Source organism: Rivularia sp. UHCC 0363, assembly GCF_034931125.1.
Taxonomy (GTDB): Bacteria; Cyanobacteriota; Cyanobacteriia; order Cyanobacteriales; family Nostocaceae; genus Rivularia.
Window position 1 is genome coordinate 32,284 of sequence record NZ_JAYGHM010000016.1, and the last position, 15,039, is coordinate 47,322.

Consider the following 15,039-nt stretch of genomic DNA (forward strand, 5'->3'; position numbering starts at 1 on the left):
GGGCGGGCTGAGGGCGGGCTGAGGGCGGGCTGAGGGCGGACTGAGGGCGGACTTTACCGTTGTTCCACACCCCCAACTACTGGCTTAACTCCTCCCGTATCTCCAGAAAATGGGTCGGTTCCACCACTCCAATTAAAGTCGCTGATGCGGAAACTTATACCGCCTAATTGTAATACGGGATTGTAACGCAGGCTGATACCGTAAGTACGACGGTTGTATTCTAATATATAGTCAGTACTAGTACGTTGACTGGTATCTAAGTTGATAGTTGTTTGAAATCCGAAACGAAATGGACCGTAAAGTTGTTGGCTAATACCGGCGCTCAAGATTTTGTTATCAACATAGCGATCAAATAAGAAGGGCGATAATCCGTCATTTGTACCTTGGGAATAACTGATATTAAAGCCGGTATAATCTAAAAACTTTTTGGAAAAATGACCGAATTGTCCTTGTAACCCAATGGTACCAGTGAGGGTGTTTTGATTCTCACCGTTGCTGTAATAGCTGCCAGTTCCCGTTACTGAACCAAATGTTTGTACGTAGGGGACTATAGGATTTGGTGTATATTTTAATCCTTCTTCTCTTGTTGGCGGTAGGGGTTTACCCTGCCAAAGCATAATACCACCGCCGATGGTCGCGCTGGCTTGCAAGCGTCCTAAAGAAATTCGGTCGTTACTGCGATTTGCATCTAACAAGTCTTGACGGTCAGTATTAGCACTGATTTGCTGAGCGCCTGCTTGATACCTCAAGTTTAAGCCAGTTTTACCTAAAGGTATATTTGGAGAAATAATCACTCCACCGAAGCTGCTTTGTACGGTTTGGAAACCAAGACTACCGTTGTAAAGGCGATCGCGATAGCTGTATTCTAATGTCGCTTGATAGGGGTTTGCAGTGTCGCCCAGTAAGTAATTGTATCGCACACTGGTACGCAGGTTGTTCTCTAAGTCAGTTAAATCGAGACTTGTCAAAGATGTGGATGCATTAATTTGCGATCGCGCATTCAAGGTAGCGTTTAAGCTTGATTTTAAACCAAATAGTGCTGGGAAGTTGCCGCTGTTATTTTGTACGGCTTTTTGAGCAAAAAACTGGGGTGTAACTTTCCAACTAACTTGCGGTGTATTTAATACTTGAAAAGAACGTTCTAAATATAAACCACCACGTTCATCACCATCAAAACCAATGGAAACTGGAGCGGGAGTAGCATCTCTTTGATTGCGATCAATTGTTCTGGTATAGCCCGGTATACCTAAAGTTAAGCCTTGGTCAAAGACTAAACGCGGTCGTCTTAATCTTAATTTATCTCGTTGAGGGGAAATTTGATTTAAAGTGACCGAATCTGCACGTAACTCTAATTCTGGGGGAGAAAATGGGTCATTGGTAATGGTGACATCTTTCGCTTCCCATCCTCTAGGATAAAAATCTACTCGTGCAGCTTCAAACCGTACACGTCGAACTTCTCCTCCTTCTTGACCCGGTAATGAACTTCGAGCATCTCTACCACCTAATTGAATACCAATTCCTCCAGGACTGCTGATACCAGTTAAAGGTTGATTTCTGGTGATGCGATCGCTGGGAGGACGACGAGAAACGCCACCTGCGGCTACATCTGGTGAGGTGAAAGAAAAATCTTCTTGGGCTTGGGCAATATTAACTTCACCGCTTCCCCCCTGTAAGTCGCCGACATCTTGAATAAAGTTGTATGTAAATCGCTTTCCTCTTAAAACCTGTTCTCCTCTGGTAACTGCAACGTTTCCTTCACCAACGGCAACTAGGTTATCTATATTAACTTGTAAAGTATCGGCATCGACTACAGACCCATCAAACCTAACCACCACGTTACCTTCAGCGGTTACAACCCGGCGATTCTCATCATAAATCTGCTTATCAGCAAGAATTTCAATTACCCTTCTTGTTTCGGCTGGGGGTTGTGATGGTTGCTGGGTTGGCTGAGGGTTCGTTTCTGGTTGTGGTACGGGTATAGTTTGCTGAGCTTCTTGCTCACGCGACTTAAATTCTATGGTCGCTGGTGCTTCTGTATTTGTGTTTTGAGAATAAAATTTTATATTTATAGGTTTATTTATAGGTTTTTGCGTTTCTTGAGCAGTTGTTGGTTTGTTCGCAATCTTCGGCGGTGTTTTAGTTAAACTTTTAGTAACAGATTCGGCTTTAGCTTGAGATAAATGCTTACCGTTGTTTACCGTTTGAGTAAAATTCTCAGCCTCAAAATGGTTAATTTGGGGCGATCGCTGATTCTCCAATTGATAACCAATACTCAAATTTGCCCCCAAAGAAGCCGCATCCTTAGATACGGGCGAAAATTCTGGTGGGAGAATAGTTTCCGGTTCGCTGGTTTTCTTAAAAGATTCTGATGGGGAATTGTCTTCCCCTTTAAAAATCGCTTTTGCTGTAGGAGATTGTTGGGGTAAAGTACTATTTTTTGTACTAATACCCGCCGAGACATCCGCTACGGATTGTGTTTGGACATTTGGTAGTTCGGGCGGTAGAACTGGATGAAGCATACTTATGCACTATATAAGCTAACAAACAGTCTTTAAGGCAAGCTAAAGAACAGTTAAGAAACAAGTCAAAAGCATAAAATCTTTAAAAGATCGACTTCCAACTTTAGCCTTCTACTTAGCCTGCGAGCAGATTCCGCCCAAAAAAGGACACGCTTACGAAAGAAAATAGTTAAAATTAGCGATCGTTCTTTCGACGTGTCCTCGGCGTTAATACTAACCTCTGCCAATACAGCAAAGATTATAGACGAAAATGACTATATTTATTCAAAATCATTACGTCCGGGGTTACGAGCTGGGTCTCCTGATAAAAATCCAAAGATAAATGTAGCTAAAAATAACCCAACAACAACATAAACAACGATTTTTAAAGTCAACATAGCAATTTCTCCACAGGGCTAATTGAAAAAGTTCTTTTTAGTATCTGCTATTGCAGAAAAGATAACTTCTTTATATTACCCACAATAGACCCATTTTTGGTGGGTATAAATGATAGATGCGCTGTAACCATTCTCTAAGCTCGATATTTTTCGCTTCAGTAGACGGCATTGTTGTTTTTGGACGTTGATTTCAAGAAATATGTTTCAATAAGTTGTAGTTGGTAATTGGTAATTGGTAATTGGTAATTGGTAATTGGTAGTTGGTAATTAATTTCTCCCCATCCCCCCATCCCCCCCGAACCCCATCCCCCCATCTCCCCCGAACCCCATCCACAGACGAATTGTCACCAATTGGTTTATGTTGTGACCTCTGTTAATTCTTTATTGCTAATGCGGCTTCTCACAACTTTTGCTGGAGTACCTACGGCTACTGAATAAGCAGGAATATCTTTTGTTACCACTGAACCGGCACCGATAACGCAACCTTTACCGATGGTTACTCCATCCGTTACCGTTACACCATGTCCCAGCCAGCAGTCATCTCCAATCACGATTCCTTTACGAGTAATGCCTTGTTTGGCAATATATTCAAATGGGTCTGCGAAATTATGATTGTTTGCAAATAATCCTGAATGCGCTGCAATCAAACAACTTTTACCTATTTTCACATTTCCGGGTCCAGCAATACAAACGTAAGGACCAATAAATGTTTCATCCCCAATTTTTATCTGGGTATCCTTTAATGCTCTAATATCAACACCATGTTGAATTTGTACTCCATCACCAATAGAAATTTTATTGTTGGGATTTCCGATCGCATTAATATTTGCACCTCGTAAAATTTGCGTTCCATTGCCAATTTCTATACAATAAGTATTGATAAATTCAATGCTATCTTGTAGATACACTTCTTTTCCTAAGCGTGCAAAGATACTGCGATAAAAAAAGGTTCGTAAGTTGGAACCGATAACTTTTGTAGGAATATTTGTTAGCAAAACGGTTAGAAATGTTTCTTGTAGCCGTTTCCATTTGGATAATTTTCTATTATTCATAATTATATGCCCCTCCTTTATATATAATCGCTACTAATATTTCTGATTAATTCTAACTATGAAAATAATCAAGCGGATTAAGAAGTATCCCGATTTTATTGAGAAGCTCCCACTTGTGGATTCGTAGTTAGTTTAACTGACTTACGCACTTTGTCGGAACGAATGTTCGTGCGTAAGCTTTTTCAGTTGGAATTTGCTGCCATTATTTTCAAATCTTGAGGATTTATGGATTCTTCAGGAAGACGAGTTTTAATAACTCTTGCTGGTGTACCAACAGCTATTGAATAAGGAGGAATATCTTTAGTAACTACTGCTCCCGCACCAATAACGCTACCTTTACCAATGGTTACTCCATCTGTTACCGTTACAGCGTGTCCTAACCAGCAATCATCTTCGATGGTAATTCCTTCACAAGTAACTTCTTGGTCGGCAATGTATTTTAATGGGTCTGTGTAAGTATGGTTATTAGCAAATATTCCACTATGGGCTGCAATTAAACAGCGTTTACCAATTTTGACGTTTCCTGGTCCTGCAATACAAGTACCAATTCCAATAAATGTGCCTCGCTCGATATATATTTGGGTATTATCTAAAGCTCCAATATCTACATTACGTTCTACAGCAACTCCTTCTTCTAAAGTAATTTTATTATTTTGATGCCCCAAAGCATCTATACGAACTCCTTTAAAAAGATGTACTCCATTCCCAAGTTCTATATTACAAGCACCTAATAATTCAACGCCTTTCTGGATATAAATTGACTTTCCTACATGAGCTAAAATACTTCGATATACAAGCTTTCTTAAATTTGGACCCAAAGCGATCGCAGGCAAATCTCCTAATAAACCAGTTACTATAACTTCTTGCAGACGATTTAATTTTGGATGATAATTTTTCATAGCGATGTAGTTGGAGAATCTTAAGATATGGTTAATTTGTTTTGCTTTAATATACTCGTAGATAATTTTATGTATGTATATTAATTAATCTACAGTAATTGTTTATCCAACAGATAAAATAATCCGATAGAACCATTCTTTTCCAAATATAAATAACATCAAGTCTACAAATATTTAATTTATATTTAAAAAATTGAATTGTTTTTTTTTGCTCTTTTGTACAAGTTTATGCTAACAAAATAGTTGTTAAAGAGGGTTGGGGAAAATAGGGAATAAAAACGACCCCCATAAATAGTCTTAGCGATCAAGCATAATAATCCTTACTATGCAATGTTTTTAAGCCTCTTTACTGTTTTTTCTAAAGCTACTTTGTCAGATATCTTAGCCGATCGCAAGCACCAATTAGTTTCACTTGATTTACACAACATACAACATATTTTCTTTTCACGGAGTATAATGCAACTGGCAAAAATTCCCATATAAAATGCTGCACCCATTAGAAAAAAACTTGATTGCTGATTAAAACGATTGATTAAATTGGTTCACAATCTAGATAGTTGTAAAAAAAGCTCGGATATCAAGCTAAAACGTAACATAGCGAAGATTTGCACAATATTGAGCCAGTTTTCGCTAGATTATGTTGAAATAATATTTTTTTAATTAAAAGCATCACCCCTATAACGGTTTGTACATCAATAATATAAAAAAACTGTTCTCAAGTGAAGCAACAATGATCGGATAGACCTTAATTGATCTAACTTCTATAAAATGCTGTTTTAATGTTGCAATTTATTAAGATATCTTTTCCCTCAACTTTTTTATTTTGGCATAATCTAAATTTTAATCAATATACTCTATATTTACGTATAATATATATCTTTTTATCAAAGAATATAATCAAATTTACTTGAATATAATCACTTTTTTATAAAGTTTTGATTAAGTTCACGATAATTATATTTACGTATAGTCCCTAAACATAATAAATTGAATACTCACAAATCTAAGTATTCAATAGCTAAATAACTATATAGTGCAAACTATAAATTTCTAATTGAACAGCAGATTCAATAAATATCTTTAATGCAAATTTTGATTTGATCTTGTCTAGATAGCAATTAAGGTTTGTATTAAGTTGTTTTAATTTCAATTACTTTCTGAAATTACCGAATTTGAGGGGAAATAAATTAGATTGGTAATCTCAGAACCTGTTAGGAGTAACAAGTACTCATGCAAAAGAAATTAAACATTTCGTCTGGGGAGGGAATAGGGTTGGGGGGAAGGTTTATATAACTCACGAAGTAATTATATAAATAATGCAGGGGTTAGTACATAACACACATCTCGCTTGCTGGTTGTGAATTGTAAGCGAAGCGAGACGTGGACATTATTTTGTTATTCCTCATAACCGATCAAATTGACTACTATACTTTCACGGGCTGACGTTCGATAATTTGATGTTTTTTCCTCCAGCTTTGAGGTGGTATTTCGTGATGTTGTCGAAATTGTCGGGAAAAATGACAGGCATTTTGATAACCAACAGTTGTGGCAATTTCTTCGATATTTTGACTGGTACTCTTAAGTAAACAACGTGCAGCGGCCATTCGACGGTTGACAATCCAACAGTTTACCGTTTCCCCAGTAATTTTTGCGACTCTATTAGTTAAATAAGCTGCGGAATAACCAACAGCATCAGCTACATCGCTCAAGGTGATTCCTTTGTCATAATTAGCCTCAATAAAATCAAAGACTTCTTTTAACTGAGGAACAACAGGAAAAATAGACTTTTCTTCGTTTGATGCAGCCGTTTCATTCATTCGCAATGGTGAAATGTTACTATACTTGGCGTAGCAATAACTAAAAAAAGCTTGTTTTCTCTCCAACCTTGTAGCGATCGCTTTTAATAATTGTTCTACTGTTGCAGGTTTAGTTAGATAGTCGTCAGCACCAGACTCCATCCCTTTGCGAAAATCTTCTTGGCTACCTTTTCCAGTAAGAAAAATAAAGGGAATAATTGCTGTCAGTGGATTTCGGCGCAGTTTCTCTAAAACGGTGTACCCATCCATATCCGGCATTAAGATATCACAAATTATTAGATCGGGTAAATGATCGAGAGCTTGTCGAATTCCCACACTTCCATTTTCAGCAGTTATCATCTCAAAACCTTCAGTTTCAAGACCGTCTAAATACATATTGCGGGTACGAGCGTCATCTTCAATTACCAGTATCTTTTTTGAGCTTGTATTCGTCATGGTTAATTATTATTAGTGAGAATTAAGGGTTTAAACTAAATGCCGAGTTCAAGGGAAATCTTCAAAAAGAATTGACTATATTGATTAGTATACAAATAGTATTCATTTTTGATTATTAAATGATTATGTACATAATTTTTACTAAGAGCGATCGCCCATAATTTCAAATTCAAATTCAAATTCAAATTACCATTTTCTTTATCTAAAATTATCGATGTAATTTGTTTCCTCCCTCAATTACATAACTGGATAAGAGTAAATTTAAAATTTAAAACTTAATCTTTATTTAATGGGACTTTAAGAATAAAAGTAGTTCCAACACCAACTTCACTTGATAAAGAAATTTCACATTCATGTAAATCTGCAAGTGTTTTGACAATCGATAAACCCAACCCGGTACCGGGTATACTGTCAATGTTGCTGCCTCGATAAAAAGGCTCAAATATCTGCTCCTGATCTACAGCAGGAATCCCAATTCCCTCATCCTTGATTTTAAAAGTCACATTATCTTCCTGACATATAAGTTCCACTGTTACGGGAGTGCTACCCACAGAATATTTAACGGCATTAGAAATCAAGTTCGTTAAGATGTGCTGTAATAATTTGGGGTCTACATTACCGATGGAACAATCACATTCATTGTGGAAATTAATGACCTTTTGCTTGCCCCCTGCTAAATACATTTGTGCTATAATATCTCGACAAAATTGCTTGAGGTCTAATTGCCTTGGCTCACATTTCAACTTCTCGGCTTCAGCTTTCCCAAACAACAAAATTTCATCCAGCAATTGGCTAATTTGCTCTACAGCGTCTTTAATTAAATCTAGATAAGAGTAATTTTTCTCCTCGCTCCATTTGTGAAAGTTTCGTCTGAGCAAATCGGATGAGAAGGAAACAACGTTAAGCGGGGTACGGAATTGATGACAAAGCATCGAAACAAACCGCTGTCTGAGTTCGCTTAATTTCTTTGCTTGTTCTAATGCTTGACGGAGTTCTAATTCCGCTCGTTTGTAATCGGTAATGTCGATCGCCGTAATCATTGTCACTTGCTTTCCTACAAAATCAAGCACTCCATCAAGTTGCTCGACCGTACAAGCTAACCATCGAGATAAACCTTGTTTGGTTAAAATCTGCATTTCTTGGTATTTGCAAGTTGTGATTCCATCCTGCTTGCGTACCTGTCTGCACTGGTTGACCTGAACTATTTGCTCAAATTCAAAGTTATTATGTACTAATTCTTTAATCGAATAGCCGGTTAGCATTTCAGCGGCTCGATTTGCATAACAAACGCGATCTTCGTTAACTAAAAAAATCCCAGCTTCGGTGTTTTCAGCTAAAGTGCGGAATCTTGCTTCATTCAGTTTCAGTGCTTTTTCGGTTCGTTTTGATTCTGTAATATCCCAGATACTCCAGACTCTACCAATAATACTGTCATCAACTTTATAAGGCTCGCTGTAGTGTGCAAATATTCTGCCATCTTTTAACTCTAGTAAATTATAGCTCTCCGAATCAGATTCCGCTGGCAATTCCCAAATACACGACCGAAAATCTTCTATGTTCTTAACTTGGCTCTCAAAGAAAGTTTTAGCTTTACTACAGTTCCTCGATATCTTCACCGATGGTGGAATATTCCACATATCTAGAAACTTCTGATTGTGGTAAAGAATCTCTCCTTCAAAGTTGATCGCAAGTATGCCATTTGCAGTAGATTCTAATGCTGAACTTAATAAAGATAGGGAAGTTTTTAACCGATCGTCTGTTTTCTGATATTCAACGATTCGTTGCTCTAGATGATTTGGAATATTTGGCTGAATATTCGGAGAATCTACCGTAAATTCCGGTAATTCGTTGTAATGCTTGCTAGCATAACCGCAGCAAACGAGCCTTCCTTCCAATTCTTCCATCACGAAAGCCATCTCAACGGGAAACGCTAACCCTGCTTTGTTTCGATAACAGCCTTTAAAATTTATCGAACCTTTCTGCTTGAGTAAATCCCATTGTTGTTTCCATTTGTGTTGCTCCCAATTAATATCTACCTTTTGCAAGGTCATTGAAAGCATTTCCTCTCGCGAATACCCGAAAAGCGAACAGGTTGCATTGTTAACGTAGACAAACTCGGCATTTTCTTCTATGCAAAAAGCAGCTTCCTTTACACGATTAATCAGTATTTGAGCTACTTTTAACTCTTCTTGTAGTTCCAATTTGAATCTAAAGTTCGGTTCAATAATCATAATAATGTTCTTGAAAGTTACGTTCCGCTGATGCTGGTTTCATAGTTTAAAAGTTCAATAGCTACCTGCGAAAGGTTGTAATCGGTTTTGAGAGGTTGAATTTGAGATCTTGAAAGTTATCACTTCATTACTCTTAATATTCATAAGCATTATTACCTAGAGTATTCGGGGAAAAGTTATTTGACCATAAGCCTGTTAAATAGCTTCACTTAAAATAACTTATCAAATAAATGAGAAAATTCATATAACTTTACATAAAATTTTATATTTTTATCGTATTTGCTGAAAAATTTGCTTCCCAGGTATAATTAACGACATATATGCTGATTGCTGAATTATTTTAATATTTATAAATAAGTTTCTAATTTGAAGAGCCATCTAATATGAATCATAAACAAATAAGTTCCTAAAAATAATGGAAATCGAAGAGAATCGAAAATCTTAAAATTTATAAAATAGCTTAGATAGCGACGAAAATAGAATGTTTTTTCTATATTACTATATTATCTCATACTAATTAGATAAGAATATTCTCTGTACGACCTTTAAAGTTGATCATTATTTGTAAACAAATATCATTTGCACGATTTTAAGGTATAAAGCACAATTTCTATATTTATTTAACCTATCAAAATCACGGAAAAAAACGCAGATAGTACAGAGCTAAATTCGACTTTAAGGTAATAAATAATGGCTAATCCAACTCAATTACTTGGTTGATTCTCTCATTATTCAAATTTAACTACAAACTTCACTTCCATAGCATCTATCACCAGAAATACTTAGAGATGAGAATTATCATCAAAAATATATCTGCATCTATCTTTGGGTATAGATTAAGTTATGTAACTTGTTTTTTGCGATTATAAAATCTTTTGTAAGCATTGAGACTACACAAGATTCTATTTACGTAAGTAAATTTTCAGGTATGTGTAGGTATAAAAGATACCTGTATAACCTTAGTCGCCGTTTATATCCGCTTTACTAGTGTGTAAAGATACTTAATTATTATTAACACGGGTGATTTGTTCACAAAATAAAAGTGTAAATAAGTACTTCTAAGGCAGTATATTGCTCGGAAATGTAAACAAAAACAAAAGAATTGCCAAGCCAATCAAAAGATTTTTCATTGCAACTATCTATAAGATTTATGTAGGCTGTGTTGTATAAACACAGAGTCTTGGTTTTGCTTCTCCAGTTAAAATTGTTTTTACTGATAGCAAAGGTGGTAATTAACCATTCCCAGTGTTTGTATCGGCTGGGTGTGAAGTTATAAGCAAATAGTTAAGAAGTACAAGCATAAGTTTTGACTGTAATTGGTAGAGCATCCGAGAAGTCGTAAGTCGTAAATAGTTAGTTAACACCCGAACCTCGTTCAGGGAGCTTATATTTAATAATGGTTCAAAAGTTTACTAAAAGAACATCTCCTGTTAGCTTACAGCCAAAGGAAGTTCTTAAAGAAAGTTATGTAGAAGCGGCTGTAGCCCAAAGTATTGACGAAAGCAACGAAAGTATGACGGTTGCTGAGGCAATAGCCCAAATGTTGGAAAACCTGGGAGTAAAATCCGCCTACGGCGTTGCAGGAGGTGCGATGGCATCACTGTGGGGCGCTTTATCCAACAGTAGTGTAGAAGTGTTGAACTTCCGCCACGAGGCTGGAGCAGCATTTGCCGCTACAGAAGCGTACTTTGCTAGCGGTAGTCCTACCGTAGTGTTTACCACAGCAGGACCTGGTATAACAAATGCCTTAACCGGGTTATTCGCTGCGCGTGGCGAAGGTGCAAAAGTGATTTTGCTGTCAGCTTGCACCTCAGCAGCGCAACGGGGACGGTGGGCGATTCAGGAAACCAGTACCGACACTTTGCCCAGCAGTGGTATTTTCACCACGGGTACAGTGTTTAATTATGCTAGCACAATAGAATCTGCCGCTCAATTACCGCAAATATTTCGTAAACTTGCTTTGGGATTTTCCCAGCCTGGAGGGTATGTAGCTCACTTGAGTATACCTACTGCCGTGCAGAACATGGCGATGAGCGATACTCGATTACCACAACAACCACTTAGCTGTTCAACTGTCGCTGCGAATGACAGCGCGATCGCCAAAGCTGTCGATTTACTTCAGAGCGGTACCTTTGCGATTTGGTTAGGATTTGGAGCGCGTGATGCAGCGGATGAAATTCGCCAACTTGCCGAGAAAACTGGAGCAGCAGTAATGTGTTCTCCTCGCGGTAAAGGAATTCTCAGCGAAAACCATCCCCAGTTCATTGGAGTTACGGGGTTGGGGGGTCACGGCTCGGTAATGACATATATGCAGGAGCAGGCTCCCATCTGCACCTTGGTATTAGGAAGTCGTTTGAGCGAACCGACATCGTTTTGGAATAACGAGATGGTTCCGGAAAGAGGTTTTATCCATGTTGATATTGATCCCAACGTACCGGGAGTAGCTTATCCTCATGCAGAAACTTTGGGAATTCAGTCAGATATTAAAAGTTTTGTTCAGCAATTGCTGCTTAAACTAGAAACCGATGTTGAAACCTTGAATCGAGTCAAATTGCTTCAACCTTCATCATTACCCAAGCCGGAACGTTCCCCAGTGGAACCCGGACAACAATCACCCATTAGACCAGAAGTTTTGATGGAAGCAATTCAACAGGTAATTGTTGATGGTAGTGATGCGGTGGTAATGGCTGAATGTGGTAATTCGTTTACTTGGTCAACAAATATATTGCGCTTTAGTTCTGCTAATCGCTATCGAGTCAGTACCGGAGTTGGAGCAATGGGACACGCTGTAACAGGTGTTGTTGGTGCGGCTCAAGTTCGTAACGGTAAAGCCGTAGCGATTGTGGGAGATGGAGCCATGCTGATGAATAACGAAATCAGTACTGCGGTCAAATATCAAATTCCGGCAATTTGGATTGTTCTTAATGACGCTCGTTACAATATGTGTCACCAAGGCATGAAAATGTTAGGTATGACTGGCGCAGATGCAACCATCCCTGAGACAGATTTTGAAATGATTGCGAGAGGAATGGGAGCCAAAGGTGTCCGCGTTACCCAAGAATCTGAAATTATCGCAGCATTAGAAATGGCGATCGCAGCCAACGGTCCGGTAGTAATCGATGTTTTGATCGATCCAGATAGACCTGCTCCTTCCAAAGGACGTAATAAAGGTCTGGCTTCTCAAGGAGTCAAATCGACTATCGACAAGCCGAAAGCACAAGCATCATTCCCGAATATTTAAGGAAGTTAGGAGTTAGGAGTTAGGAGTCAGGAGTTAGGAGTTAGAAATTAAATTATTCCCTATTCCCTACTCCCTACTCCCTACTCCCTACTTTCAAGTTAATTTTGATATTGCATTTAACTAGGGAGAAAAAACAGATTGAATCTTTTTGAAAATGTTGCCGAAATGGGACACGAGCAGGTATTGTTTTGTAATGGTAAAGACCCAGATATCAAAGCAATAATTGCGATTCACGATACGAGTTTGGGCCCAGCTATGGGAGCAACCCGGATGTTGCCCTATGTCAATGAAGCAGCCGCTTTAAAAGATGCTTTGCGTTTAAGTCGAGGTATGACTTACAAAGCTGCTTGTGCCAATATTCCTGTTGGTGGAGGCAAAGCTGTAATTATTGGTAATCCCCAGCATAAAACTGATGAAATGTTATATGCTTATGGGCGTTTTGTCAATAGTTTGAACGGACGTTTTATTACGGGTCAAGATGTAAATATGACCCCAGAAGATGTGCGAAAAATTAGTAGAGAAACCAGATATGTTGTCGGAGTTGAGGAGAAATCTGGCGGTCCCGCTCCTATTACTGGATGGGGAGTATTTTTAGGTTTAAAAGCGGCTGTGGAATTCCGCTTGAAAACTTCTAATTTAAAAGGATTAAGAGTCGCAGTTCAAGGACTGGGAAATGTTGGTACGAATGTTTGCCGTAATTTACACGAAAACGGTGCAAAACTGTTCGTTACCGATATTAATAAAGAGAGAACCGAGGAAATCCAGCGTCTGTTTGGTGCAACTGTAGTTGAACCTTCAGAGATTTTTGGGCTAGATGTAGATGTATTCTCTCCTTGTGCTTTGGGTGGAATTCTTAACAGCGAGACAATCCCACAAATCAAAGCGAGCGTCGTAGCTGGTGCTGCGAATAATCAGCTTGGTGAAGAGAAAGCAGACGGAATGATGTTGGTAGAGAAAGGCATTTTGTATGCTCCCGATTATGTGATAAATGCTGGAGGATTAATCAACGTTTATAACGAAATGATTGGTTATAACGAAGAGAAAGCCTTTGGACAAGTAAAGAATATTTATAACACGTTGTTAGAGATTTTTGAACGAGCCGAAAATCAGCAAATTACCACAGATGCAGCTTCTAAACAGTTAGCTGAAGAAAGAATTGCTAATGCAAAAAATCTTAAAAAGGTTCTAGCAACTGCTGGTTCAACTAATGGTAAGCACTAAGTAATTATTTGTTTATTACTTTTAACCTTTGACCTATATAGAGGGGTGAAAATGGAAAAAAATACGTTTGCAACATCTGCTTATATTGCGACTCCACCAAAAACAGCTTTTGACTATCTTTGTAGTTTAAAAAATCTGGATGAATGGACGCTGTTTAGCCGAATGAAAGAACAGATTGACGAAGATACCTTCAGGGGAACAGCTTCTGGATATCATGAAGACCTTTACTATCATGTCAAGAAGCTAGAAAATCCCAAATTTTACGGTATTGAATGGCACTGTGGATTGGAATATCAAAAGTATTACCAAGTTTACCCAGTACTGCTGTTCCCTACCGATTATATAGAACCGGGAACGGACGAAAAAGGAGTGTATTTTCATTGGTTAAGTTTTGTCGATCCAAAGCGGCAAACTGGCATGATTATGCAGGGTATTCATACAGTACATACTTCTGAATGTCGATCGCTCAAAGCAAATCTAGAACGTAAAGCCGGTTTGACATCGGCTGCAAAGGGACAACATTTTATAGATACCGATACTATATATGTTGATGCACCAATTGAAATGGGTATCGAATTCTTGCAAGATTTGCGGAATATGGACGATTGGGCGCATTTGCTCAGACCTAACGGCGAAATTACGGAGTCGGAAGGTGAGTTTATTGATGAGTATGACCAGAAGGTAAAAGCTTCAATAAAGTTGCACAGTTTGAGTAAATACTATTTGCTCGAACAGGAATTCTACTATCCAGAATATGAATATTATCAGCGGACTCCCATGCTGTTAATACCATGTTCTTATGCTTTTGCAGACCCCGAAGCGCGTGGTTTTATTATGCACAGAATCAGTTTCTGGAAAGCAGATAAATCTGAAACTCACGGTAAGTTGCAGCTGGAAGATTTAGGTGCTGAAAGTATGAATATCAAGCGAATGCTGGAAAGCAAAGCTGGAAATATGGAAAGCTTTAATCGAGGAATGAGCTATATTCCACAGTAGAATTTTGGATTTTAGATTTTGGATTTTGGATTGCTTTAACATTTCCATTCTTATTCACACAAAATTAATCCAAAATCTATCAATTCTGAATTCTAAAGCTATTTACCAGGGTGCATCTCTAATTATTTTTATGAGTAAAATTCAATGATCAATAAAAACTGGTGGTCTAGCACATTAAATATTATAGGTAACGCGCCTGTAGTGCGAGCATCTTGCTCGCTCGTGATGGCATCTTGCTCGCTCGTGATGGC

Annotated in this window: 9 protein-coding genes; 3 read left to right on the top strand and 6 right to left on the bottom strand. The window is 38.1% G+C overall.

From position 1 onward, the window contains the following. Positions 1-53: 53 nt before the first annotated feature. The 6 genes from VB797_RS11355 to VB797_RS11380 all read right to left on the bottom strand — a co-directional run bounded on the left by VB797_RS11355 (position 54) and on the right by VB797_RS11380 (position 9,330). A complete protein-coding gene (locus VB797_RS11355; protein ID WP_323237786.1) occupies positions 54-2,519 on the bottom strand; it encodes a DUF3769 domain-containing protein in 2,466 nt (821 codons plus the stop codon). A 260-nt stretch (positions 2,520-2,779) separates the two neighbouring features. Further along, entirely contained in the window at positions 2,780-2,896 is a 117-nt protein-coding gene (locus VB797_RS11360) for a photosystem II reaction center protein I (protein ID WP_323237787.1), read from the bottom strand. Between the two features lie 356 nt (positions 2,897-3,252). Next, positions 3,253-3,948: an acyltransferase gene (locus VB797_RS11365; RefSeq protein WP_323237788.1), complete on the bottom strand. Its 696-nt coding sequence runs from the start codon at positions 3,946-3,948 to the stop codon at positions 3,253-3,255. A gap of 182 nt (positions 3,949-4,130) precedes the next feature. Then, a complete protein-coding gene (locus VB797_RS11370) occupies positions 4,131-4,847 on the bottom strand; it encodes an acyltransferase (protein ID WP_323237789.1) in 717 nt (238 codons plus the stop codon). 1,424 nt (positions 4,848-6,271) lie between these two features. Further along, complete coding sequence (locus VB797_RS11375; protein ID WP_323237790.1) at positions 6,272-7,099, bottom strand: response regulator; 828 nt, start codon at positions 7,097-7,099, stop codon at positions 6,272-6,274. Between the two features lie 275 nt (positions 7,100-7,374). Next, positions 7,375-9,330: a scytonemin biosynthesis sensor histidine kinase gene (locus tag VB797_RS11380; RefSeq protein ID WP_323237791.1), complete on the bottom strand. Its 1,956-nt coding sequence runs from the start codon at positions 9,328-9,330 to the stop codon at positions 7,375-7,377. 1,396 nt (positions 9,331-10,726) lie between these two features. Between VB797_RS11380 and scyA the strand changes: the two genes are divergently transcribed. The 3 genes from scyA to scyC all read left to right on the top strand — a co-directional run bounded on the left by scyA (position 10,727) and on the right by scyC (position 14,788). Next, entirely contained in the window at positions 10,727-12,571 is a 1,845-nt protein-coding gene (gene scyA, locus VB797_RS11385) for a scytonemin biosynthesis protein ScyA (protein ID WP_323237792.1), read from the top strand. A 138-nt stretch (positions 12,572-12,709) separates the two neighbouring features. Further along, on the top strand, positions 12,710-13,792 hold the full coding sequence (gene scyB / locus VB797_RS11390; RefSeq protein ID WP_323237793.1) for a tryptophan dehydrogenase ScyB: 1,083 nt from the start codon (positions 12,710-12,712) through the stop codon (positions 13,790-13,792). Between the two features lie 51 nt (positions 13,793-13,843). Continuing rightward, positions 13,844-14,788: a scytonemin biosynthesis cyclase/decarboxylase ScyC gene (gene scyC / locus VB797_RS11395; protein WP_323237794.1), complete on the top strand. Its 945-nt coding sequence runs from the start codon at positions 13,844-13,846 to the stop codon at positions 14,786-14,788. Positions 14,789-15,039: the final 251 nt, after the last annotated feature.